23 protein-coding genes and 1 tRNA gene are annotated in these 24,122 nt (G+C 60.3%); 17 read left to right on the top strand and 7 right to left on the bottom strand.

The window, feature by feature from the left end:
- The first annotated feature begins 38 nt into the window (after positions 1–38).
- From U0029_RS02225 to erpA, 6 genes are all read left to right on the top strand, one after another.
- Complete coding sequence (locus U0029_RS02225) at positions 39–1,118, top strand: twin-arginine translocation signal domain-containing protein (protein ID WP_114852220.1); 1,080 nt, start codon at positions 39–41, stop codon at positions 1,116–1,118.
- Between the two features lie 246 nt (positions 1,119–1,364).
- The gene (rplM, locus tag U0029_RS02230; protein WP_012418609.1) at positions 1,365–1,793 is read left to right on the top strand and encodes a 50S ribosomal protein L13; all 429 of its coding nucleotides are present in this window, start codon (positions 1,365–1,367) and stop codon (positions 1,791–1,793) included.
- Positions 1,794–1,802: 9 nt separating this feature from the next.
- Entirely contained in the window at positions 1,803–2,195 is a 393-nt protein-coding gene (gene rpsI, locus U0029_RS02235) for a 30S ribosomal protein S9 (RefSeq protein WP_012418608.1), read from the top strand.
- Between the two features lie 141 nt (positions 2,196–2,336).
- Complete coding sequence (gene argC, locus U0029_RS02240; RefSeq protein ID WP_012418607.1) at positions 2,337–3,398, top strand: N-acetyl-gamma-glutamyl-phosphate reductase; 1,062 nt, start codon at positions 2,337–2,339, stop codon at positions 3,396–3,398.
- A gap of 28 nt (positions 3,399–3,426) precedes the next feature.
- Entirely contained in the window at positions 3,427–4,227 is an 801-nt protein-coding gene (locus tag U0029_RS02245) for a DUF6776 family protein (protein WP_114852221.1), read from the top strand.
- An 87-nt stretch (positions 4,228–4,314) separates the two neighbouring features.
- Positions 4,315–4,686, top strand: coding sequence for an iron-sulfur cluster insertion protein ErpA (gene erpA / locus U0029_RS02250; RefSeq protein ID WP_012418605.1), 372 nt, complete (start codon positions 4,315–4,317; stop codon positions 4,684–4,686).
- A 54-nt stretch (positions 4,687–4,740) separates the two neighbouring features.
- Here the strand turns inward: erpA and U0029_RS02255 are convergent, their stop codons facing one another.
- Both U0029_RS02255 and U0029_RS02260 read right to left on the bottom strand, forming a co-directional pair.
- On the bottom strand, positions 4,741–5,859 hold the full coding sequence (locus U0029_RS02255; protein WP_114852222.1) for an anhydro-N-acetylmuramic acid kinase: 1,119 nt from the start codon (positions 5,857–5,859) through the stop codon (positions 4,741–4,743).
- 1 nt (position 5,860) lies between these two features.
- Positions 5,861–7,276: a M23 family metallopeptidase gene (locus tag U0029_RS02260; RefSeq protein ID WP_012418603.1), complete on the bottom strand. Its 1,416-nt coding sequence runs from the start codon at positions 7,274–7,276 to the stop codon at positions 5,861–5,863.
- 276 nt (positions 7,277–7,552) lie between these two features.
- On the opposite strand from U0029_RS02260, the gene tyrS reads away from it, so the two are divergent.
- From tyrS to nrdR, 4 genes are all read left to right on the top strand, one after another.
- Positions 7,553–8,782, top strand: a complete 1,230-nt coding sequence (tyrS, locus tag U0029_RS02265; protein ID WP_012418602.1) for a tyrosine--tRNA ligase — start codon at positions 7,553–7,555, stop codon at positions 8,780–8,782.
- A gap of 43 nt (positions 8,783–8,825) precedes the next feature.
- A complete protein-coding gene (locus U0029_RS02270; RefSeq protein ID WP_012418601.1) occupies positions 8,826–9,482 on the top strand; it encodes a YbhB/YbcL family Raf kinase inhibitor-like protein in 657 nt (218 codons plus the stop codon).
- A 199-nt stretch (positions 9,483–9,681) separates the two neighbouring features.
- Positions 9,682–10,932 (top strand): serine hydroxymethyltransferase, encoded by a 1,251-nt coding sequence (glyA, locus tag U0029_RS02275; protein WP_012418600.1) that lies wholly within the window; start codon positions 9,682–9,684, stop codon positions 10,930–10,932.
- Positions 10,933–11,078: 146 nt separating this feature from the next.
- Positions 11,079–11,561, top strand: a complete 483-nt coding sequence (gene nrdR, locus U0029_RS02280; RefSeq protein WP_012418599.1) for a transcriptional regulator NrdR — start codon at positions 11,079–11,081, stop codon at positions 11,559–11,561.
- Positions 11,562–11,564: 3 nt separating this feature from the next.
- On the opposite strand, the gene U0029_RS02285 is transcribed toward nrdR, so the two are convergent.
- On the bottom strand, positions 11,565–12,527 hold the full coding sequence (locus U0029_RS02285; RefSeq protein ID WP_012418598.1) for a GlxA family transcriptional regulator: 963 nt from the start codon (positions 12,525–12,527) through the stop codon (positions 11,565–11,567).
- Complete coding sequence (locus U0029_RS02290) at positions 12,527–13,081, bottom strand: cysteine hydrolase family protein (RefSeq protein ID WP_114852240.1); 555 nt, start codon at positions 13,079–13,081, stop codon at positions 12,527–12,529. Before U0029_RS02290 ends, U0029_RS02285 begins: the two co-directional genes overlap by 1 nt.
- Positions 13,082–13,282: 201 nt before the next feature.
- Between U0029_RS02290 and ribD the strand changes: the two genes are divergently transcribed.
- From ribD to U0029_RS02320, 6 genes are all read left to right on the top strand, one after another.
- On the top strand, positions 13,283–14,398 hold the full coding sequence (gene ribD, locus U0029_RS02295) for a bifunctional diaminohydroxyphosphoribosylaminopyrimidine deaminase/5-amino-6-(5-phosphoribosylamino)uracil reductase RibD (protein ID WP_114852241.1): 1,116 nt from the start codon (positions 13,283–13,285) through the stop codon (positions 14,396–14,398).
- Positions 14,399–14,408: 10 nt separating this feature from the next.
- Positions 14,409–15,020: a riboflavin synthase gene (locus tag U0029_RS02300; RefSeq protein WP_114852223.1), complete on the top strand. Its 612-nt coding sequence runs from the start codon at positions 14,409–14,411 to the stop codon at positions 15,018–15,020.
- Between the two features lie 354 nt (positions 15,021–15,374).
- Complete coding sequence (locus U0029_RS02305; RefSeq protein WP_370510835.1) at positions 15,375–17,291, top strand: PrkA family serine protein kinase; 1,917 nt, start codon at positions 15,375–15,377, stop codon at positions 17,289–17,291.
- A 13-nt stretch (positions 17,292–17,304) separates the two neighbouring features.
- Complete coding sequence (locus U0029_RS02310) at positions 17,305–18,564, top strand: YeaH/YhbH family protein (RefSeq protein WP_012418593.1); 1,260 nt, start codon at positions 17,305–17,307, stop codon at positions 18,562–18,564.
- Positions 18,561–20,081: a SpoVR family protein gene (locus U0029_RS02315; RefSeq protein WP_012418592.1), complete on the top strand. Its 1,521-nt coding sequence runs from the start codon at positions 18,561–18,563 to the stop codon at positions 20,079–20,081. The genes U0029_RS02310 and U0029_RS02315 overlap by 4 nt, the downstream gene beginning before the upstream one ends.
- 222 nt (positions 20,082–20,303) lie before the next feature.
- Positions 20,304–20,394, top strand: a tRNA-Ser gene (locus tag U0029_RS02320).
- A gap of 125 nt (positions 20,395–20,519) precedes the next feature.
- Here the strand turns inward: U0029_RS02320 and U0029_RS02325 are convergent.
- Entirely contained in the window at positions 20,520–21,383 is an 864-nt protein-coding gene (locus U0029_RS02325; RefSeq protein WP_012418591.1) for a hypothetical protein, read from the bottom strand.
- Between the two features lie 261 nt (positions 21,384–21,644).
- Here U0029_RS02325 and U0029_RS02330 point away from each other — a divergent pair, with 261 nt between their 5' ends.
- Positions 21,645–22,448, top strand: coding sequence for an HpcH/HpaI aldolase family protein (locus U0029_RS02330; protein ID WP_039051876.1), 804 nt, complete (start codon positions 21,645–21,647; stop codon positions 22,446–22,448).
- 256 nt (positions 22,449–22,704) lie between these two features.
- Here U0029_RS02330 and U0029_RS02335 read toward each other — a convergent pair whose 3' ends face one another.
- Entirely contained in the window at positions 22,705–23,664 is a 960-nt protein-coding gene (locus U0029_RS02335; RefSeq protein WP_012418589.1) for a M14 family metallopeptidase, read from the bottom strand.
- 52 nt (positions 23,665–23,716) lie between these two features.
- The gene (locus U0029_RS02340) at positions 23,717–24,082 is read right to left on the bottom strand and encodes a cupin domain-containing protein (RefSeq protein WP_012418588.1); all 366 of its coding nucleotides are present in this window, start codon (positions 24,080–24,082) and stop codon (positions 23,717–23,719) included.
- Positions 24,083–24,122: the final 40 nt, after the last annotated feature.

Here is a 24,122-nt window from a genome sequence, read left to right on the forward strand (position 1 = left end):
ATCCAACGCAGGACTGATTGAGCCAAGGGAGCCATCGCATGCAACGTCGTTCGTTCTTGAAGCAGGCAGGCCTGGCCGCGGGCGGTGCCGTGGTCGCGGCCCCTGTGTTTGCTCAGGATGCGCCTGCGATCAATTGGCGGCTGGCGTCCAGCTTTGGCCCAGCGCTGGATATTCTGTTTGGAGCGGGAGAGGTCTTTTGCAAATATGTCGGCGAGGCCACGGGCGGTAAATTCCGCATCCGCCAGTCAGCAGCGGGGGAGATTGCGCCCGCGCTTGGCGTCTTTGACGCGGTCAGCGCTGCAACGGTCGAATGCGGCCATAGTTTCTCTGCTTTCTATATAGCCAAAGAGGCCGCTTTCAGTTTCGATACGGCCGTGCCTTTCGGCCTGAACGCCCGTCAGATGAATGCGTGGATGTTTGACGGCGATGGGCTCAAGCTCACGCGGGACCTGTTCAAGCCGCACAAAATCCTGAATTTGCCGCTGGGCAACACGGGTGTGCAGATGGGCGGCTGGTATCGTAAAGCCATCAAGTCCCCTGCCGATCTGAAGGGCCTGAAAATGCAGGTGTCGGGCCTGGGTGGCGATGTGCTGGCCCGTTTGGGGGTGGTTCCTCAGGATCTGGCGGCGGCCGATCTGCGGCCCGCGCTGGAAAAAGGGGAGTTGGACGCCTTGTCGCTTATCGGCCCCTATGATGACGAAAAACAGAATCTTGGTCACCACGCTTGGTACTACTACTACCCGGGCTGGTGGCAAGGGGGGCCTCAGGCCTCCCTGTATATGAATGAAGATGCCTGGGGTAAATTGCCCAAGCGCTATCAGGCGGCCATCGAGTCGGCCAGCCGTGCGGCGCATATGGCTGTGCTAACCCGCTATGACGCCCAGAATCCGGCGGCCTTGCGCCGGCTCATTGCCGGCGGCGCGCAAGTGCGTCCTTTCCCGCGCTCCGTGCTCGATGATGCCTATGATGCGGCGTTGCAAATGTATCAGTCCTTCTGTGCGCAGAACCCCAGGTTCAAGGCGGTGCACGACCCTTATATGGCCTTTCGCGACGACGTGCTTCCCTGGTTCCGCATCGAGAGCAGCTATGAACAGTATCTCGGCGTGCGCCGGACCTGAGGCCGGGTCGGGCGGATACTTGCACAATATTTGAGCAGCCGTGCTAAACTAGTGAGCTTTCCCTTTATTTGGCTTTTGCCTTGAGGCATGTGAAGAGCATGTCGAGCAGGCGGCAACACGGTCAAATATCACTGCCATGACCCTTGTACGGGCGGTTAATAACGCTTAGACGGGGCCTATGGGGTGGCCGGGAAAGAACCCAGCCAGGCGTTCTGGCGGGCAACTCTCTACATGTTAGGAACCATCATGAAGACCTTTGTGGCCAAGCCGCATGAAGTCACGCGTGACTGGTTTGTGATCGACGCCAAGGGCAAAGTCCTCGGTCGTGTGGCCAGCGAAGTCGCACGCCGTCTGCGCGGTAAGCACAAACCTGAATTCACGCCGCACGTTGACACTGGCGATTACATCGTCATTATCAATGCTGCCGATATCGTTGTTACGGGTAAGAAGTCGCAAGACAAGAAGTACTTCCGTCACACCACCTACCCGGGCGGTATCCGCGAAACGAACTTCGAGAAAATGCAAGAGCGTTTTCCCGGCCGCGCCATCCAGAAGGCTGTCAAGGGCATGCTGCCCAAGGGTCCGCTGGGCTACGCCATGATCAAGAAACTCAAGGTGTACGCTGGTGCCGAGCATCCGCACACCGCTCAGCAGCCCAAGCCGCTGGATCTCTAAGGAATCGCCATGATCGGTAACTGGAACTACGGAACCGGCCGTCGCAAAACCTCGGTGGCTCGTGTTTTCATCAAGAAGGGTACGGGCAAGATCGTCGTCAACGGCAAGCCCGTCGACGAGTTTTTCGCTCGCGAAACCGGCCGCATGGTTGTGCGCCAGCCCCTGGCTCTGACTGGCCACCTCGAATCGTTCGACATCAAAGTCAACGTGATCGGCGGTGGTGAAACCGGCCAGGCCGGTGCAGTCCGTCACGGCATCACGCGTGCCCTGATCGACTACGACGCGACCCTGAAGCCGGCGCTGTCGCAAGCGGGCTTTGTCACGCGTGACGCCCGTGAAGTTGAACGTAAGAAGGTCGGTCTGCGCAAAGCACGCCGCCGGAAGCAGTTCAGCAAGCGTTAATCGCTGTATGCAAAAAGGCCGCGCAAGCGGTCTTTTTGTTTTTCGGCCCGTCCTGTCGCAGGGCGGGCCGTTGTCTATGCGCGACCAGCGATACAATTCACTTAGGCAGAACACCCCGCGCCCCAAATCAGGAAATAGCTCATGGCCCAAGCAAGGAATTCACGCATCAAGGTTGGCATCGTCGGCGGCACCGGATATACCGGCGTCGAGTTGCTGCGTCTGCTGTCGCAGCATCCGGATGTCGAACTGACCGCCATCACTTCGCGTAAAGAAGACGGTCTGCCGGTCGCGGAGATGTACCCAAATCTGCGCGGTCATGTGAAGCTGGCTTTCTCCGCCCCGGAAAAAGCCTCCCTGACCGATTGCGATGTGGTTTTCTTCGCCACGCCGCATGGTGTAGCCATGGCGCAGGCGCAAGCCCTCACCGCCGCCGGCACGCGAGTGATCGATCTGGCTGCGGATTTTCGCCTGCAAGACACAGCTAGTTTCGAGCGCTGGTACAAAATGCCCCATGGCTGCCCGGACATTCTGGCAAAGCAGTCGGCCTATGGTCTGGTGGAGCTCAACCGCGCCGCCATCGCGCAGGCGCAGGTCATTGGCAATCCGGGGTGCTATCCCACCACGGTCATCCTGGGCTTGGCCCCCTTGCTTGAGCGCAAGCTGATCGATACCCAGGCCCTGATTGCCGATTGCAAATCCGGCGTATCGGGGGCGGGCCGCAAGGCCGAGGTGGCTTCCTTATTCTCTGAGGCTAGCGATAACTTCAAGGCCTATGGCGTAGCGGGCCACCGCCATCATCCCGAGATCACCGAGCAGCTGGAAAAACTGGCGGGCGGCAAGGTCGGCCTTACTTTCGTGCCGCATCTGGTGCCCATGATTCGCGGCATGTTCTCCACGATTTACGCCCGCATTCTGCCCGAAGCGCGCGAAACCGACTTCCAGGCCCTGTTCGAGGAACGCTATGCCGGAGAAGCTTTCATCGATGTGATGCCGGCCGGCAGCCTGCCCGAAACCCGTTCGGTTCGGGCGTCCAACAATCTGCGCATTGCCGTGCAGCGTCCCGGCAATGGGGATCAGCTCATCGTTTTGGTGGTGCAGGACAATCTAGTCAAGGGGGCTGCGGGTCAGGCGGTGCAGAATATGAATCTGATGTTCGGTCTGCCCGAAACCACGGGCCTGAATCAAGTCGCCATCCTGCCTTGAGTCTCGAGGGTCTTCAGGTGTTTTGCTGATGTCTCAAACTTCCCCGCCCACCTGGCCGCGCGCGGCCTGGATCGCGCTGGTGCTGGTTTTGGCGGCCGGTGTGCTTCTGGGGCGTTTTTCCGCTCAGAAAGCCGAGCTGGCCGAGGGGCAGGTGCTTCTGACCCAAGCCGAGCTCGATGCGCAGCATGCCCTGCTGAAGCAGCGCGAGGCGGAGGTGCGTTTTGTGCGTGCGCAACTCGATACCGCCGACGGCGAAATTGCCGTCGAGCGGGCTGCGCGCCAGGAGTTGGAAGCGCAGCTACGTGGAGAGCAGGCCGAATTGGGCCGGGTGCGCGATCAGCTGGCCTTCTATGAGCAATTGCTGCCGCCTGGGCCTGCGGGTTCGATTGATATCCGCGGCGCTGAGTTTGCCCGCGCAGGCGACAGCCTGAGCTATCGCATCTTGCTCATGCGCAGCGGCCGTGGCGAGACGCCGTTCAATGGCGAGCTGCGCTTTCAGGCCAGCGGCACGCTCAAAGGACAGGCCGTGACCGTGGACCTGCTGCCCAAGCGGGTCAAGACCGACGAAGCGGCTGCGCCGGGTGCTGTGCTGCCGGCTGCGGCAGTCGAGGCCATTCCGGAGTCGTCCGTCAACGCTGCGGGTGGAACGGGAAGCCATGGTGCAGCAGCTCATGGCTCGGCGGGTCTGTTGGCGCTGCATTTCGATCAATTTCAGCGCAGTCAGGGCTTGTTGGCGCTGCCCGAGGGATTTGTCCCTGAAACCGTGACCGTGACGGTGCTGGAGGGCGCGTCGGTGCGCGCCTCCCGTAAAGTCCAGATGGAATTTTGAGGCGCAGCCCGGCTGCGCTATAGTGACCCTATGTGCGCGGCGTTTGCCGCCATCCGGAATACGGCTCTCGTAGCCAGGAGTGTAATCATGAACGCAATTACCGAAACCGTGGATCTTCAAGCGCCGCCTCCCGTGCCGCTGGTCTTCACTGATTCGGCTGCCGCCAAGGTCAAGGATCTGCTGGCAGAAGAAGGCAACCCCGAGCTCAAATTGCGCGTCTTTGTGCAAGGCGGTGGCTGTTCGGGCTTCCAGTATGGCTTCACCTTCGATGAAGTCGTCAATGAAGACGATACCGTGCTCGACAAAGAAGGCGTCCAGTTACTGGTTGATCCGATGAGCTTCCAGTATCTCGTCGGTGCCGAGATTGACTACAAAGAAGATCTCGAGGGCGCGCAGTTTGTCATCCGCAACCCCAACGCGACGACCACCTGCGGCTGCGGATCTTCTTTCTCGGTCTGATCTCGCGCAGTCAGAAAGAAGCCCCTGCGGGGGCTTTTTTCGTATTCTGCTGGATCAGGCGGCGGGATAGAGCGCGCCAAGCACGCGAGGCCCGCGGGCGCCCGTCACGCCAGGCAGCCCAGCAGGCAGACGGTCGATAAAAGCCTGAGCCAGCCAGGCGAAAGCCATGGCTTCCACCCATTGACCCGGCACGCCTTCGCTGTCGGTAGGTGCGACAGGGCAAGGCAGGGCGCGCGCCAGCGCTTGCATGATGGCAGGATTGCGGGCGCCGCCGCCACATACCAGCAGATCCTGGATCGGCTCGCTGGCAATGGCTCTGGCCACGGTTTGCGCTGTCAGCTCCACCAGCGTGGCCTGCACATCCTGCGGGCTAAGCCTCAGACCCGAACTGTCCAGGTGCTTATGCAGCCAGCCTAGGCCGAACAGATCGCGTCCGGTAGATTTGGGGGCGGGCAGGTCAAACCAGGGTTCGCTATTCAGAAGATGATGCAGTAATGCCTTGCTGACCGAGCCTGTGGCAGCCCAGTTTCCGTTGTGGTCGTAATGCTTGCCGGTATGGGCATGGCACCACGCGTCGAGCAGCACATTGGCCGGACCGGTGTCGAAGCCGCGCGGAGCCTGCCCTGGTACGAGCAGGGTGACGTTGCCGATACCGCCCAGGTTCAACACGGCGCGTGGCGCCCCTCGGCCGCCGAACATCGCGTCATGAAAGGGCGGCACCAAAGGCGCGCCCTGTCCGCCAGCGGCCACATCGCGGCTGCGGAAGTCGGCCACGACATCGATGCCGCTGAGTTCGGCAAGAAGCGCCGGCGCATTGAGCTGCACGGTATAGCCCAGATCCGGCCGGTGGCGCACGGTCTGGCCATGTGCGCCGATGGCCCGCACCCGCGCTTCTGGCGCCGCCTGCCGCAGCTGCGCGCAAGCCTGGGCATACAAACGCGCGAGTTCATTGGCGGCCAGCGCGGCGCGATGCAGTTCATCGGGCCCGCTGCTATTGAGGGCCAGCAGCGTGGCGCGCAAAGACGGTGGGATGTCGAGGCTTACGCTGGCCAGTAGATGGGGAGCGCCATCTAGGCGCAGCAGCACGCCGTCCACGCCGTCCATACTGGTGCCCGACATCAGGCCGATGAAACAACGGCCCGGGTTGTCCGGGCCGTTGATGGGCTGGGTCATGTCAGCGGCTGGCCACGTTGGTCATGGATTCGGGCAGCGTGTGCTGGAACTCGGTCAGCAGTTCGATCTGCTGCTTGTAGGGCTCCACGGCCTTGGCGAAAGCCCGGACTTCGGCCGGCTCCAGCTTGCGTGCCACAGGCAGATCCACCGATAGCGGATCGACGGGCTGATTGTTGATACGGAATTCGTAGTGCAGGTGCGGGCCGGTGGCCCATCCCGTTGCGCCAACATAGCCGACGAGGTCGCCTTGAGCGATCTTGTCGCCTTTCTTCAGGCCCGGACGGATACGGCTTTGGTGGGCATAAAGCGTCGAGTACTGGCCGTGATGCTTGATGATCACCACATTGCCGTAGCCATTTTGCCAGCCGACGAAATCGACGGTGCCATCAGCCGTGCTGTGGATGGGCGTGCCCGAAGGAGCAGCGTAATCCACGCCTTTGTGACCAGTCCAGGTCTTGTGGATGGGGTGCATGCGCATGCCGAAGGTCGAGCTGATCCGGCTGAACTTCAGGGCGGTGCGCAGGAAGGCGCCGCGCAGGCTGGTGCCGTCAAAGTCGTAGTAGCTGCCCGATTTATTGTCGGGGCTGAACCAGACGGCGCTGTATTTTTTGTCGTTGTTGAGGAATTCGACCGCCAGCAGGCGGCCGGCGCCGGCGTAGCGGCCGTCATGCGAGCGCACTTCGTAAACCACGCGGAACTGGTCGCCCTGGCGCAGGTCGCGCAGGAAGTCGATCTTGGCGCCCAGGATGTCGGCCATCTGCATCGTGATGGAGTCAGGGATACCGGCTGCGTCGGTGGCGGCGAATAGCGACGAGTGGATCGTGCCCACGGCGACGCGGGTTTGCAGATCGGTGGTTTCGGTGATTTCCCGAGCTTTAAAGCCATCGTCCGAGGCTTCGACGTGCAGCAATTTGGTGTAGACCTGACCGTCAGCCTCGTTGCCCGGGGTGTGGATGTAGCGTAGCCACACCAGATTGCCTTCCTCGTCGGTGGCGGCCTGCACCGAACGGCCCGGATAGAGGCGGTAGATGCTGCGCGCGGAAGCGTCGTGGGTGAGGAAGGTCTGGAGTTTGCTATCGTCGATATCGAGGCGCTGCAGCACGCTCGCCAGCGTATCGCCGGAACGGATGCGTGTTTCGCTGATATAGGGGGCGGGAGTGCTGGCGCTGACCTGAAGCTGTTCAGGTTGCAGCCTCAACTCACTGTGGATGAGACTCAACGGGGGCAGTTCGGTGCGGTCGGGCTGTTGCACCATGCCGAGCGCGGCGGCGCCGGCAAACAGACCCAGGGAGGAGACAAGCAGCGTGCGGCGGACAAGCGAACGGCCGCGTGAGGGCGCCGGTTCGGTGGCAGGGGCAAACAGGGCGGCAATCTTGCGGCTCAGTCTACGCACCAGACTGTTCAAGCCTTGATTCATTGGGCGGACCTTCGATGGCACAGATGCACAAAGACGTCGGACCCTCGGCTATCCCCCTGGCGGCCTGCGGACCGGAGGTAGGCTTGCGCCGAAGCGACGGTTTCGTGGGCTGACTTTGGAATAACGTGCGACTAGCAGTGACGCCAACGGCCATGAAAATGACAGTTGCGTATGATTAGGGCAGTATCCTAGCTGAATAAGCTAGAATTTTCGACCGATTTTCGCAGTTTTTACACCTTTTTCCGTTGAAACTCCCGTCATCCGGGGCCTATTCTCATGTCGCAAGCCGAATTTCCCATCACTCCCGAAGTAGAAGCAGACCTGCGGATCGCGCGACGCGGCTGCGACGAGCTTCTGGTCGAGTCCGAGTTCGCCCGCAAGCTGGCGCGCAGCCGCGCCACCGGGGTGCCCTTGCGCATTAAACTGGGCTTGGACCCGACTGCGCCGGACATCCATTTGGGTCATACCGTGGTGCTGAACAAGATGCGTCAGCTTCAGGATCTCGGCCATACGGTCATCTTCCTGATTGGCGACTTCACCTCCACCATCGGCGACCCCAGTGGCCGCAACTCCACCCGCCCGCCGCTCACGCGCGAGCAGATCGAGCACAACGCCAAGACCTATTACGCCCAGGCCAGTCTGGTGCTGGACCCGGCCCGCACCGAAATCCGTTACAACTCCGAGTGGTGTGATCCGCTGGGCGCGCGCGGCATGATTCAACTGGCTTCGCGTTACACCGTGGCCCGCATGATGGAGCGCGAGGACTTTACCCGCCGCTTCAAGACCGGCGTGCCGATCGCGGTGCACGAATTCCTGTATCCGCTCATGCAGGGTTACGACTCGGTCGCGCTCAAGGCGGATCTTGAACTCGGCGGTACCGATCAGAAGTTCAACCTCTTGGTTGGCCGCGAGCTGCAAAAAGAATATGGCCAGGAGCCGCAGTGCATCCTGACGATGCCGCTGCTGGTCGGGACTGACGGTGTGGACAAGATGTCCAAGTCCAAGGGGAATTACATCGGCATCTCGGAATCGCCTGATTCGATGTTCGGCAAGCTGATGTCGATTTCTGACACCCTGATGTGGCGTTATTTCGAGCTGCTGTCTTTCCGTTCCTTGGAAGACATTGCCGCGCTGAAGGCGGAAATCGACGCCGGCCGTAATCCACGCGATGCGAAGGTCGCCCTGGCCCAGGAAATCATCACCCGCTTCCATAGTGCAAAAGATGCCGAACAGGCGCTGGCCAATTTCGAGGCCCGCTTCCGCGACGGCGCGATTCCTGACGATATCCCCGAGGTCAATCTGGCGGGTGCGCCCATGGGGATTTTGCACGTTTTGCGCGCATCGTCTTTGTGCGCGTCCAGTTCCGAGGCGCAGCGTGCGATCGAGCAGGGCGGTGTCAAGATCGACGGCGCAAAAATTGAAGATAGATCGTTGCAATTGAATGCGGGCTCATACGTGCTGCAAGTGGGGAAACGGAAGTTTGCCCGTGTTAATTTGGCGGTGTGACGCTGGCTGGCGCTGGCGGCCCTGACCGTTAAGGAGCACGAACATGAAACTTGCGAGTCTGTCTTTCGTTAATGGTGAGTCCATCCCCGAACGTTACGCTTTTGGCCGAATCGATCCGCAATCGCACGTGGCGCTGGCGGATAATTTCAACCCGCAGTTTTCTTGGGATGACGTGCCTGCCGGCACCCAGTCCTTCGCGCTGCTGTGCGTTGATCCGCACGTGCCTTCGCAACCTGATGACGTCAATCAGGAAGGCCGTGAGGTGCCAGCAAGCCTGCCGCGCCTGGATTTCTATCATTGGGTGCTGATTGATCTGCCGGCTCATCTGCGGGAGATCGAGGAGGGGGCCTATTCGCATGATGTCACGCCGCGAGGCAAGGGCGGTCCGCTTGCGCCTGACGATGTGCGGCAGGGCCTGAATGACTACACCGGCTGGTTTGCCTCTGACCGCGACATGAGCGGTGATTACTTCGGTTACGACGGCCCCTGCCCGCCCTGGAACGATGCCATCGTCCATGATTATGTGTTCACGCTCTACGCGCTGGATGTGCCGCGCCTGGCGGTGGAGGGTAAGTTCACGGGGCCGGAAGTGTTGAAGGCCATGGAGGGGCATATCCTGGCTCAGGCCTCGGTCACGGGCACCTATACGCTCAATCCGGCGCTGGCCCCCTGCCAGATCGGCGCCACCTCGGCATCCTGACTCTGCTTGACGGGGCTCATATGAGCCCCGCTCATGGTTGGCATGAGCGCACTTTCACTAAGCAGCGCATTGGCGGTTTTTACCAACGCAATGCGCTGTTTTTGACTGGAATTGCCGCAGGAAAATCGGGGTCGGCGTGCCTGGACAGAGTACACTAGCGCAATCTTTTTCTTCTTCTCCGCTCCAGGAATCTCCCTCCATGTTCGACCGCAAGCTCACCCTCGACAAGGTGGACCCCGACCTTTGGGCCGCCATCCAGAAAGAAGACGAACGTCAAGAGCAGCATATTGAGCTGATCGCCTCCGAAAACTACGCCAGTCCGGCCGTCATGCAGGCCCAGGGCACGCAGTTGACGAACAAGTACGCCGAAGGCTATCCCGGCAAGCGTTATTACGGCGGTTGCGAATACGTTGATATCGTCGAGCAGCTTGCGATCGATCGCCTGAAAGAACTGTTTGGCGCTGAAGCCGCCAACGTGCAGCCCAACTCGGGCTCGCAGGCCAACCAGGGCGTCTACATGGCCGTGCTCAAGCCGGGTGACACCGTGCTGGGCATGAGCCTGGCAGAGGGCGGCCACCTGACGCATGGCGCTTCCGTCAATGCTTCGGGCAAGCTGTACAACTTCCTGTCTTATGGCCTGGACGAAAACGAAGTCCTGAACTATGCCCAGGTCGAGGCGCTGGCCCGTGAGCACAAGCCCAAGCTGATCGTGGCGGGGGCTTCCGCCTATGCGCTGCACATCGACTTTGAACGTATGGCCCGCATCGCCCGCGAAAATGGCGCGCTGTTCATGGTCGATATCGCTCACTACGCGGGTCTGGTCGCTGGCGGCCAATACCCCAACCCGGTGCCGCATGCCGATTTCGTTACCTCGACCACGCACAAGTCGCTGCGCGGCCCGCGTGGCGGCGTCATCATGATGAAGGCCCAGCACGAGAAGGCCGTCAATTCGGCCATCTTCCCGGGCATCCAGGGCGGTCCTTTGGAGCATGTCATTGCGGCCAAGGCCGTGGCTTTCAAGGAAGCCCTGTCGCCTGAGTTCAAGGACTACGCCAGCCAGGTCGTCAAGAACGCCAAGGTCTTGGCCGAAACCCTGGTCAAGCGTGGTCTGCGTATTGTGTCGGGTCGCACCGAAAGCCACGTCATGCTGGTTGATCTGCGTGCCAAGGGTATTACCGGCAAGGAAGCCGAAGCCGTGTTGGGCAAGGCCCATATCACGGTCAACAAGAACGCCATCCCGAACGATCCGGAAAAGCCCTTCGTCACCAGCGGCATCCGTCTGGGCACGCCGGCCATGACCACGCGCGGCTTCAAGGAAGCCGAAGCCGAACTGACCGGCAACCTGATCGCCGACGTTCTCGAAAACCCGCATGACGAGGCGAATATCGCCGCTGTCCGCGCCAAGGTGAACGAGCTGACGTCGCGTCTGCCGGTTTACAGCGCCAAGTAAGGCGGCGCTGGAATGTAAAAAAGGCGAGCTCGCGGGCTCGCCTTTTTTTGTGCTTGTGCGCCAGGAACAACAGCCCAGACCTGCCGCAAACCGCAGTAAATGAAGCTGTTATTACAATAGCGCGATTACAGGCACGGGGGAATGAGATGAGGTGCCCATTTTGCGGACATGCCGATACTCAGGTGGTTGATAGCCGAGTGTCAGAAGAAGGCGACACCATTCGGCGTCGCAGGCGCTGCCTGTCCTGTGACAAGCGTTTTACGACTTATGAGCGCGTCGAGCTTGCGATGCCCACGGTGGTCAAGCGCGATGGCAGCCGCAGTGAGTACGACGCTGCCAAATTGCGCGGCAGTCTGGCGCTCGCTTTGCGTAAACGGCCAGTCAGTACGGAAGAGGTCGATGGCGCCGTTGCGCGCATCGAGGACACGCTGCTGGCCAGTGGTGCGCGCGAAGTCGCGAGCGAGCACATCGGTGAGCTTGTCATGAACGAGCTCAAGCGTCTGGACAAGGTCGCCTATGTGCGCTTTGCCTCGGTTTACAAGAGCTTTGAAGACATCGGCGAGTTTGTCGAGGCCATACGCGAGATGCAGGGGCCGCGACTGGGGGCGGGCAAGCTGCGCAAAGAATAGCGTTCAGGGTTCTGCGCGTGAGGCGCTGGGCGGCTGCCCTTCGTAGCGCTTCCAGACGCGCCGCATGTGATGCGCCGAGGCAAAGCCGGTGCGTTCGGCGATGTGCTCCAGGCCCAGGCGGGTTTCCCGCAGCAATTCTCTGGCCATCGCTAGCCTTACCCGATAGAGATAGTCCATGGGCGTGCAGCCCGCATGTTCGTCAAACAGCCGATTGAGATGGCGCGCGCTGGTGTGCGCATGATCTGCCAAGGTCTGCGCAGACCAGTCGGCGGCCGGGTTGCGCAGCACGGCATCCTGTACGCGGTGTACGCCGGGATGCAGATGATTACGATGATCCAGCCAGGGAGAGAGCGCGGCATCGTTGCCCGAGCGGCGCAGATACACCACCATCTCGCGCGCGACCTCGCTGGCCACGCGCGGCCCGCAATCCTGTGCGATGAGATACAGGGCCAGATCGATGCCGGCCGTGATGCCGGCGCTGGTCCACAGGCCATCTGACTCGACGAAGATGCGGTTTTCCAGGACACGCGCATCGGGAGCGAGGGCGCGTAACGGGTCCAGGCAGCTATGGTGGCTGGTGCAGTCCCGACCGGATAGCAGGCCTGCGGCCGCGAGCATCAGAGCGCCCGCGCAGACCGACATGAGCTTGAATCCGTCGGCCGGTGCGCGTTGGGCCAGCCAGGCGATCAGCGTTTGCTGATCGGGGCGGTCTAGCGCATAGTGTGAGCCGACCAGGCCGGATACGACCACCAGTGCGTCTGAAGGCAGATGCTCAGGCAAGGGCGCGAGGCGCGATAGATACAAGCCCTGCAAGCTGCTTTCCACTTCCTGCTGCGGGCCGCAATAGTGCAGCGTATAGCGGCCCGGCACGAAGCGGTTGGCGATGCGCAGAGCCTCGGCGGGGCCGGCCAGATCCAGAAGGACGATGCCTTCCTGAATCAGAAAATAGACCGGCGTTGTTGCCATCAGTCGTCCAGCGCCCGGCTGGCCGGCACGATCTTCGCAAAACGGCCCGCCAGCACCAACTCGGTGGCGTCGCGGATGTCGGCGGGCGTGTAGTGCTTGCCTGAGGGGCTTTGCATCGCGAAGGTCAGGGTGGCGTCGGTCACAAAGCGTACCTTGTAGCCGCTGTCCGCGGCGTGACGGGCCGTGGTTTCGCAGCATTGCTCGGTGCGGATGCCCGCGACAACCACCTGCTCGATACCCTGCTGCTCCAGCCAGGTTTGCAGGGTGCTGCCATCGGCGGCCCGCGCGAAGAGCGCGGAGTGCACCGTTTTGTGGAAGACCGCCGTGGGGGTCAGCGACAATTCATCCAGCGTGCGGACATATCCTGACTCTAGCGCGAAGGGAGATTGCGGCTGCGCGATGTGGAACACCTGCAGGATCGGTATGCCGCGAGCTTGGGCGCTGTCGATCAGGTTCTGGGTGTTGCGCAGAAAGTCGGGGAGTTCTGCAGCATCCCAAAACGGACGTTGACGAAAGGACTCTTGAACGTCGATGAGGAGGAGGGCTGTTTTCATGGTGCTCGAATCAAAAGGAAAGGAGAACGCATGCATTCTGCTGGCATAGCGGGCTGCCTGACGAGCACGCGGGAAGACCAGGATAAGACCAAAACGGACATCATAATGGGCACCCATGCCATGCGGTCTGGTGCCCTGCGGCACGACCCGGGGCAGGCAGATACAATCGTCAGAATGAGCGATAGCCAAGATATTTACTGGATGCAGCGCGCCCTGGGCCTGGCCCGGGAGGTGCTCTACACCACCACGCCCAATCCCCGTGTCGGTTGCGTCATCGTGCGCGATGGCCAGATTCTGGGCGAAGGTGCGACCCAGCCTCCGGGCGGGGGCCATGCTGAAGTCATGGCGCTGCGTGCTGCCCGCGCCGCCGGGCATGATCCGGCGGGCGCGACGGTTTATGTGACGCTGGAGCCGTGCAGCCATTTCGGTCGAACGCCGCCTTGCGTCGATGCTTTGGTGGCGGCCGCGCCGGCGCGAGTGGTCGTAGCTTTGGGCGATCCCAATCCCAGGGTGTCCGGGCAGGGTTTCGCACGCTTGCGTGCGGCAGGTGTCGAGGTCAGTTCCGGCGTATGCGAGGAGGAGGCACTGGCGTTGAATCCGGGCTTTGTGGCGCGCATGAGCCGCGGCACGCCCTGGCTTTGGCTGAAACTGGCCGCCTCGCTGGATGGACGCAGCGCCCTGCATAATGGGCTGTCGCAATGGATTACCGGCGAAGCTGCAAGAGCGGATGGTCACGCCTGGCGCGCACGCGCCGACCTCGTGCTGACTGGCCTGGGCACCATTGTTCATGATGACCCGCAATTGAACGTGCGTGCGGTGTCCACTCCGCGTCAGCCCCGGCGGGGCGTAGTTGACGGGCAGTTTCGTGTGCCTGAAGACGCCCGCTTATTTGATGGCGAGCCAGTCTGGGTATTTACCGCAAGGCAAGACCATGCCAAGGCCGAGCGTCTGGCCAGCCGCAATGTGGAGGTGGTCTGCCTGCCCGATGCATCGGGCGAACATGTCGATCTGCCCGGCATGATGCGTTGGCTGGGGGCGCATGAGTGCAACGAAGTGCATGTGGAGGCGGGGGCAGGCCTGTCCGGCGCCTTGTTGGCCGCCGATTGCGTAGATGAGTTGCTGGTTTATCTGGCGCCTGTGTTGTTGGGCGATGCGGCCGGCATGGTGCGTTTGCCCGTGCTTGAGCGCCTGGACGCCGCGCGTCGTTATGCCTTTACCGATCTCGTCCGTGTGGGAGAGGATGTGCGTTTGCAGGCGCGTGATCCGGCGCGTTGGCAGGCCTTGCTGGACAGCGCCCGGCAGGCAAGTTTTATTTAGGAGTCATCACATGTTTACGGGTTTGGTCGCGGCGGTGGGCCGCATCGTGTCGGTAAAACCTTTGGCCGGCGAATCGGCTGGCGTGCGCCTGGATATCGATGCTGGCAGTCTGGACTTGCAGGATGTTGCGATCGGCGACTCGATTGCGGTTCAGGGTGCATGCATGACAGTCGTTGGCCTGTCGGCGCAGCATTTTCAGGTGGATGTATCGCGTGAAAGCCTGAGCCGTACCGTAGGCCTGGACCGCGAAGGGGAAGTTAATCTGGAGAAGTCGCTGGGCCTGGGCGATAAGCTAGGTGGGCATCTCGTGTCGGGTCATGTGGATGGCTTGGGCGAAGTGCTGCGTTTCTCCGAAGTGGGCGAGTCCCGAGAGCTGCTGATCTCGATTCCGAAATCCCTGGCGCGTTTTCTGGCCTACAAGGGGTCGATCACGGTCAATGGCATCAGCCTGACGGTCAACCGAGTAGAAGATACCGCCACGGCTTGCACGATCAGCATCAACATCATTCCGCATACGCAGGCTGTCACCACGCTGCGCAATGTGCATGCGGGCGATAGCGTCAACCTTGAGGTCGATATGATTGCGCGTTATGTCGAACGCATGATGAGCAGCGCGGCCTGAACCCTTGTCGGGATAGGTGGCATCGTAAACAGGCACGCGAAATTTGCTTATCGCAGGCGGAAATCCACCGCCTCACTGTTAGCACTCTGAAAAAACGGCTGCCAAGAAGCAGCCGTTTTTTCATGATGATTACCCTGATTTATGGAACTTGTTTAGAGCGTTCCTGACTAAACGGGTGTTGAGAAAGCGGTCCCGCCAAATCTGTGTGGTGAAAGTGCGACGGCTGGATAATGTGATGTCGTGCGATTGAAATAATGATTGGCGGGGCTCAACAAGGAAGAACACAATGGTCACACGGGTCAGGGTTTAAGACTCGGTAATTTAAGTACTGTTGGAGGATTCGCCGTGCGTAACATCCTCGAAGGCTTCAAGTCACAGTATGAGCGTGACCAAGATACAGAACTCTCACTCGAAGAGTATCTGACATTGGCTAGACAAGACCCTATGGCTTACGCCAGTCCGGCCGAGCGCATGCTGGCTGCGATCGGTGAGCCGGAACTGGTCGATACGCGCAATGATCCTCGCCTTTCGCGCCTATTCTCCAACCGCTTGATGCGCCGTTATCCGGCATTCAAGGAGTTCTATGGCTTGGAAGAGGTGATCGATCAGATCGTCTCTTTTTTCAAGCATGCCGCGCAGGGTTTGGAAGAGCGCAAGCAGATTCTCTATCTGCTTGGACCCGTCGGGGGCGGTAAATCGTCTATCGCCGAGCGTTTGAAAGTGCTGATGGAAAGCTATCCCATCTATGCGCTCAAAGGTTCGCCCGTCAATGAGTCGCCTCTGGGCTTATTCCATCCGGAGCGCTTCGGCGAAATGCTGGAGCAGGAATATCAAATTCCCAGGCGCTATCTGAGCGGCATCATGTCGCCCTGGGCCGTCAAGCGCTTGAAAGAGTACGACGGCGATATCTCGCAGTTTCGCGTGGTGCGTCTGAATCCGTCGGTGCTGCGTCAGGTCGCCATTGCCAAAACCGAGCCTGGAGACGAGAACAACCAGGACATCTCGTCGCTGGTGGGCAAGGTCGATATTCGCAAACTTGATCGTTATTCGCAGGATGATCCGGATGCTTACAGCTACTCGGGCGGGCTGTGCCTGGCCAATCAGGGATTGCTCGAATTTGTGGAGATGTTCAAGGCGCCGATCAAGATGCTACACCCGCTCCTGACTGCGACTCAGGAAGGTAATTTCAAGGGTACTGAAGGGTTTTCGGCCATCCCGTTTAACGGCACCATTCTCGCGCACTCCAATGAATCAGAGTGGCAGACCTTTCGCAATAACAAGCACAACGAGGCCTTTCTCGACCGGATTTATATCGTCAAGGTGCCCTATTGCCTGCAGGTGACCGAGGAAGTTCACATCTACGAAAAGTTGCTGCGCAACAGTTCCTTGTCGCAGGCGCCATGCGCGCCGGGAACGCTCGATATGATGGCGCAGTTCTCGGTGCTGACTCGTTTGAAAGAGCCCGAGAATTCCAGTATTTATTCCAAGCTGCGGGTGTACGACGGTGAAAGCCTGAAAGATGTGGACCCCAAGGCCAAGGCCTTGCAGGAATACAAGGACTACGCAGGCACCGACGAAGGGATGAATGGCGTATCGACCCGTTTCGCCTACAAGATTCTGTCTAGCGTATTCAATTACGACCAGACCGAGGTCGCAGCCAACCCCGTGCATCTGATGTATGTGCTGGAGCAGCGCATCATCCGCGAAGACTTCCCCGAAGAGCTGCGCCGCCGCTATCTTGATTTCATCAAGGGTCATCTCGCACCACGTTACGCCGAGTTTATCGGCAAGGAAATCCAGACGGCTTATCTGGAGTCGTACTCCGAGTACGGGCAGAATATCTTCGACCGCTATGTCACTTTCGCGGACTGCTGGATACAGGATGAAGAATTACGCGATCCGGAAACCGGCGAGAGCTTTGATCGCGCTGCGCTCAACGATGAACTGGAAAAAATCGAGAAACCGGCCGGGATCGCCAACCCCAAGGATTTTCGTAACGAGATCGTCAACTTCGTGCTGCGGGCCCGTGCCAACAACGGCGGTCGCAATCCCGCCTGGACCAGCTACGAGAAGCTGCGCGAAGTGATCGAGAAAAAGATGTTCTCGAATACCGAAGACCTGTTGCCGGTCATTTCCTTCAATGCCAAGGCTTCGGCGCAAGACCGGAGCAAGCATCAGAGCTTCGTTGATCGCATGGTTGACAAGGGCTACACGGAAAAACAGGTCCGCCTGCTTTGCGAGTGGTATCTGCGCGTGAGGAAGTCTTCCTGAGCGGGAGGGCATGATGAATTCGCTCATTGATCGTCGTTTGAATGGTCGCAATAAAAGCGCCGTCAACCGCGAGCGTTTCCTGCGGCGCTACAAAGATCAGATCCGCAAGGCGGTTCAGGATATGGTTAGGGATCGCTCCATTGCTGATATCGACCAGGGGGGCGAGGTCAATTTGCCCGCCCGCGATATCGCTGAACCGCATTTCCGGCATGGTTCGGGGGGCGATCGGGAGATGGTTCATCCCGGTAATCGCGAGTTCACCACGGGAGACAAGATAGACCGGCCCAGCGGCGGCGCAGGAGAGGGCGGCGCTGAGCCGGGCGAAGGCGAGGCTACCGATCAGTTCACCTTTAGTCTGTCGCGAGAAGAATTCCTCCATCTCTTTTTCGATGACCTCGAGCTGCCGCATCTGATCCGCACGCAGCTGGCGGATACGACTCAGCAGAAGTGGCAACGAGCGGGCTACACCATGACGGGTTCGCCCAGCCTGCTATCGGTCAACCGTACGTTGCGCGCCTCGCTATCGCGCCGCGTGGCGCTGGGCTTACGTGCGCGTAATGAAGTTGAGGAGGCCGAGCTCAGCCTGGACGAGGCGATCGGCCGTGGTGCCACTGAACGCGAGCTTGCCGTCCTGCGCCTGGCCCTCGAGGAATGCCGGCAGCGCACTGCGCGCGTGCCTTTCCTAGACGATCTGGATTTGCGCTACCGCAATCGTGTGCCGGTCGTCACGCCGGCGGCGCGCGCGGTGATGTTCTGCCTGATGGACGTGTCTGGGTCGATGGACGAGGGTAAGAAAGATTTGGCCAAGCGTTTTTTCACGCTGCTTTATCTTTTCCTATCGCGTAAATATGAAACAGTGGAGGTCGTATTCATCCGGCATACCGACAATGCCGAAGAGGTCGATGAGCGGGCATTTTTCTATGACCCCAAGAGTGGCGGCACCATCGTGCTGTCGGCGCTGGAGCTGATGCACGACATTGTGCAAAAGCGCTATCCGCCGTCTGCCTGGAATGTTTACGCCGCACAGGCTAGCGATGGGGACTCCTTCGGCGCCGATGCCGGAAAGAGTGCGCGTTTTCTTGCGGAATATCTGCTGCCGGCCACGCGCTATTTTGCTTATATCGAAGTGCCGGACTCGCCCGAGGCTCGCAAGAGCAGTCTGTGGGTCGAATATGAGCGCGAAACCTCGCCGCATTTCGCGATGCGCCGCATCAGCCAGCGCAGCGAAATCTTCCCGGTCTTTCATGAGCTGTTCAAGAAGGAGGCGGCATGAACGCCCTTGCCACCGGATTGGAAGCGGGTAAGCCCCTTTCTATAGGTTCAGACTGGACCTTCGAACTCTTGCAGCATTACGACGACGCCATCAGTGCGATTGCGCAAAGCTATGGTCTGGACTGCTATCCCAACCAGATCGAAGTCATCACATCGGAGCAAATGCTCGACGCCTATGCTTCGGCCGGCCTGCCCATCGGCTATCCCCATTGGTCGTATGGCAAAGAGTTTATTCGCAACGAACAGTATTACCGCAAGGGTATGCAGGGCCTGGCGTATGAAATCGTGATCAATTCCAATCCCTGTATTGCCTATCTGATGGAGGAAAACTCCATGCCCATGCAGGCGCTGGTTATCGCGCACGCCTGCTATGGGCATAATTCTTTCTTCAAGGGTAATTATCTGTTCCGGCAATGGACCGATGCCGACGGTGTGCTCGACTACCTGGTTTTCGCCCGCAAATATGTGATGGACTGCGAAGAGCGCCATGGCATTGAAGCGGTCGAGGCCATTCTCGACTCCTGCCATGCGCTGAGTCTGCATGGCGTGGATCGTTATAAACGCCCGCCGCCCATCTCATTGCGTGAAGAGTCGGCACGCCAGGCCGAGCGCGCCGAGCATGCGCGCAGGCAATACAACGATCTTTGGCGCACCGTTGCGTCTGCGCAGACCGCAACGGCCGCGCAGACGCACACTGTCTTCCCGCCCGAACCCGAAGAAAATCTGCTGTATTTCATCGAGAAGTATTCGCCACGGCTTGAACCCTGGCAGAAAGAGCTGGTGCGCATCGTGCGCAAGCTGGCGCAGTACTTCTATCCGCAAACCCAGACCAAGGTGATGAACGAAGGCTGGGCCACCTTCTGGCATTACACCCTGCTCAATCGCATGCACCAGATGCGTCTAGTGACTGACGGCTTCATGATGGAGGTGCTGCAAAGCCATACCAACGTCGTGAGCCAGCGCGGCTTTGACGAGCGCGGTTATGGCGGTATCAATCCCTATGCGCTGGGCTTCGCCATGATGAGCGATATCCGGCGCGTCTGCGAGACGCCTGATGCGGAGGACCGCAGGTGGTTCCCGGATATCGCCGGTTCGGATTGGCGAAAGACACTGGACTTCGCCATGCGCAATTTCAAAGATGAGTCTTTCATCGCGCAATATCTGTCGCCCCGTTTGATCCGGCAGTTCCGGTTTTTTGCCATTGCCGATCATGCCGCCCGTCCCAAGCTCGAAGTCGCGGCCATTCATGACGATGGCGGCTACCGGCAGATACGCAAGCTGCTGGCTGCGCAGCACAACCGTGATAACCAGATACCCGATATCCAGGTGGTGCGCTATCAGCGTGAGTCAGATCGTGCCTTGGTGCTGCGTCATCAGCAAAGCCGGGGCCGGCCGCTCGATGGCGATGAGGCCGATCAGGTCATGAAGCATCTGGGCCGTCTGTGGGGCTTTCGGGTACGACTTGAAGAAAGCCGCCCCGATGGCACGGTGCAGGCCTATCGGCAGATCGAACCTTGAGTCCCCGCCACTCGCGGGCGGTTCAGTGGGTGGCGGAGCCTCTCGGTGCAGGCGCTGGAGGGCGAGTCTGCGCACGGCCTCTCGCAAGCGGGCGGGCGCCTAGCTCGGCGCCACGGTCTAATACTTGTCATTTCGGCGCCACGCAAAACGCCGCTATTTCTGCTAGAATCGCGGATTCGCAATTTCTGCAAGGGCGCAGCCCCGGCAAATTTGCAAAAATTAGGACAGGTGGCCGAGTGGTTGAAGGCGCACGCCTGGAAAGCGTGTATACGTGATAAGCGTATCGGGGGTTCGAATCCCCCTCTGTCCGCCAAGAATTCAAAAGCCCCTGGTCGCCAAGATCAGGGGCTTTTTCATTGATGTTCCAGTCTTGGCGACTGGGGGCTGGCGGCTCAGCACAAAGCGAGAAGGTGCGCCCGCCTCAGTGTTGCTGCGGTTTTAGTTGCGCACGACCGGCTTGCCGCTGGCGACGTCGAGCACCGAGCCGTCTTCCAGGCTGATGCGGTAGATTTCGCGCAGCACGTTGCCGGCAAAGCCGATTTCAACGATGGATACGTCCTTGAACGTGGTCGGGATGCCTTCAGGCAGCACGGCGTTCAGTTCTTGGGCGAGCACATCCATCGCGGTCTTGTGCTGAGCGTACGGCGTCATGCTGTAGACCAGCGTAGTGTGCGGGTTGTGCGTGCGCAGTTCCTGGCCATTGCTCACCACGTTCACGCCGGAGACGCCCTGCTCGGCAACCAGCTTGCGGCCGGCTTCGCCCATCTTGGCGTAAACCGGGCCGGTGACACGGGGCAGAGGGCCGTCACGCAGCGGGGTCAGTGCCGCCGTAGCCTGGGTGTTGTAGGCCATCATGGCTTCGAAGCCGGGCCCTTCCTTGGCGACGCCCAGATCCAGCCACCAGGGGTGGCCTGCATCCTTGGCGGCTTCGGTGGTGTAGAACTTCACGAGCTGCGTTTTCAATGGCGCCGGCGGCTTGGGCAGCACCTTGAGCATGCGAGCCGGCGTCTGCGGATCGGCATTATGAATATGCACCACCGTCACGTGCGGGATATTGGGCGTATTGGCTTCGGTGGCCAGGCCGTCCTTCAGCAGCGCCGCTTTGACCTTCGGCATGATTTTGGCGTCTAGCGTGGCGTTGGCCTCCTGCGGCAGGCGGTACACCAGGCCATAGGTTGTCTTGTGTTCGCGGAACTGGGCTTGCGACAAAGCCTGGTTGTCGATGGTGTTTTGCGCCATGGCGGCGCTGGCGGCGGTAGCGAACAGCGAGGTCAGGCAGAGGCGCAGAAAGGACGGGATCATGGGACAGGGCTCCAGGAGTCGGCTCGGGAATCGGGCCGCACGCGTGTCTCGGTGAACACTTGTCCCGCATTCTGATCATTCAGCATTTCGTAAGCGTGACGCATCCGCAAAGATTGCTGATGACACTCATAATTTTGCTGATGAGGGCGGGAACGCGCCCCTGGGATCTGGCACCACCGGCGGCTTTTATGGTCTTATTCTTGCGAGAGCGAAAACAAGAGTGTGGCCATCATTAATGTGGCCATCACAACGGAGGAAGGCATGACAGGCAACCACTTCAAGGACGCGCTGGCGCGGTCCGAACTGCAATTGGGTTTCTGGGCGAACATCCCGTCGCCCTATGTGACAGAGCTGCTGGCGGGTTGCGGCTATCACTGGATACTCATAGACAATGAGCATGGCCCTGGCGATCTCGGCACGACAATGCATCAGTTGCAGGCGATAGACGCCGCCGTGCCAGGGGGCGGGGTCAGAAGCCATGCCGTCGTCCGGCCGCCATGGAATGATCCGGTGCTTATCAAGCGCTATCTTGATGTCGGGGCGAGAAGCCTGCTGCTGCCCTATATCCAGGATGCTGAAGAGGCACGGGCCGCCGTCCAAGCGACTCGCTATCCGCCGGCCGGCATCCGAGGTGTCGGCGGCTCCACACGGGCATCCAACTTCGGCCGCACGGCCGGTTATACGCAGTCGGCCAATACGGGGGTTTGCGTGTTGCTGCAGGTTGAAACCCAGCGTGGCCTGGACAACCTCGATGAGATTCTGGCCGTCGAAGGGGTCGATGGTGTGTTTATCGGCCCGGCCGATCTATCCGCCGATATGGGGTATCCGGGCGATCTGTCCCACCCTGCGGTGCGCGAAGCCATTCAGCACGCCATCGTGCGCATCAAGGCGGCCGGTGTCGCGCCTGGGATATTGACAACAGATCTTGCTTTCGCGAAAGCCTGCATAGCATGGGGCGCCCTCTTTGTCGCTGTCGGGATCGACGTCCTGGCCCTGCGCAGCGGGGCAGAAAGTGCCTTGAGCCAACTTAGCAGCACGGCACTTGCGCCAGGCGCTTGCGCCTAAGGCAAAGCGGCAAGTCTGGCTCGCCGCAGCGCTCATGTCACCTGAAACGCTTCGTCTACCGGCACCTGCATGGCTGTCACCAGTGCATTGGTTTGTGCGGCCATGCCGATGACGGCGGTGGCCTTATTGATTTCACCCCGCCAGAAGAACTCGTCGCGGCGCTTGGGCTCAGCAGGCTGCGCAACAATGCAAAGCGGGTATTTCAGTAAGTCTCGGCAGGCCAGGCGCCTGAGGTATCTCAGGCGCCGCTGGGGCTTTAGACGGCCTGGGTCAGATATACCGCTTCCCGCCCGACGATGGGCTGGCGGGTGGGCATGAAGATGGTGCAGTCGGCGCAAGGTGAGCGGATTTCTTCGTCACCGTTGATAGCGATGAGTTCGTTCTCGGCGAAGGTCTCGAAGCCGACGAGGGGCCGCACGAACTGAAAGTCTTCCGACTTGACCATATGAATTTCCAGCAAGCGGAAGTGCTGCGCCTGGGGCTGGGTTTGCGGCAGGGCATCGATCAGGCCCAGGTGGGATAGAAAACGCAGCGAGGTGTCTGTGGCGAGATCTGCGGCAGAGCGGGCGAAATGCTGGCCGCACTCCACCACTAGCGAACCCTTACTGGCCGAATCGGCATCGCCATGATGGCCATAGCCGATCACGGGAGCGCCCGGGCCTTTGCCGACGGGCATGAGCAGATGCACCGCAGGCGAGCCGACGGCCGTGGCCAGCGCCACATTGCGCGGCAGATCGTAGTACACCCAGAAGGGTTGAACCGGAGTGCTGGTCGAATGGATGTCGAGCACATAGTCGGCTGCGGCGACCACGGGCCGCAACTCCCGCGCGCGGCGCAATTCAGGGCTTTGTTCGGGACCGTCCAGCCACTGCGGCGACCAGATGCGGTTCAGGTTGTGCACCAGTTGGCGGTTTTCGTAGGGGTGATCGATGTCGAAGGCCTCATAGGCCTCCACGTTGGCAAAACTAATGGTCAGGGTGCCGATCTTAGGCCGTACCCCGCTGTCGAGCAGGTGGGTCGCTGCGAACATGCCGCAAATCTCATTGCCATGTGTGAGCGCGTTGATCAGCACGTGCGGGCCAGGTTTGCCCGATTCAAAGCGGTGAACGTAGTCGATACCGGTATTGCCCTGACGATAGGCCGAGATGTCGCGGGGCAAAACTTCAAGCAGGGGGTGGCTCATGGTCGTTGTGTTTGTTGGGAGCGGAGTTTTCATCTTAGCGCCAGGCCTGTCGCGTCAGGAATGCGGGGTTTCCAGCGGCGGCGCGTCAGCCGACGTGAGTGATGAAGTACACCTTCTTCACGAACTGATCGACCTCCCAATGGCCTTTATAGCCTTCGGGCATGATGAAAGGCGATCCGGGCGTCAGCTCATGCACGGTACCGTCCGGGTCCACCAGCCGGGCCTGGCCTTCCAAGATGTAGCCGAACTCGATATAGCCGGTCGTGTCGGAGCGGAATTTTCCGGCGCTGCTTTCCCAGATGCCAGATTGCGCCCGGCCTTCGTTGCCTTCGAATACGGTAACGGTGCGAAATTCGGTCTCCCCTTCGATGGGGCGGCGCGGTTTACCGATGTCGGGATTTTGCAGGGGGCCCGTGTCAAAACGGACCAGGCGGGAAGCAGAGTGTGGCATGTCGGGCCTCGTGATGGCGCCGCGTAGTAAGCGGCCGGAA

Source organism: Bordetella avium (assembly GCF_034424645.1).
GTDB classification, from domain to species: domain Bacteria; phylum Pseudomonadota; class Gammaproteobacteria; order Burkholderiales; family Burkholderiaceae_B; genus Bordetella; species Bordetella avium.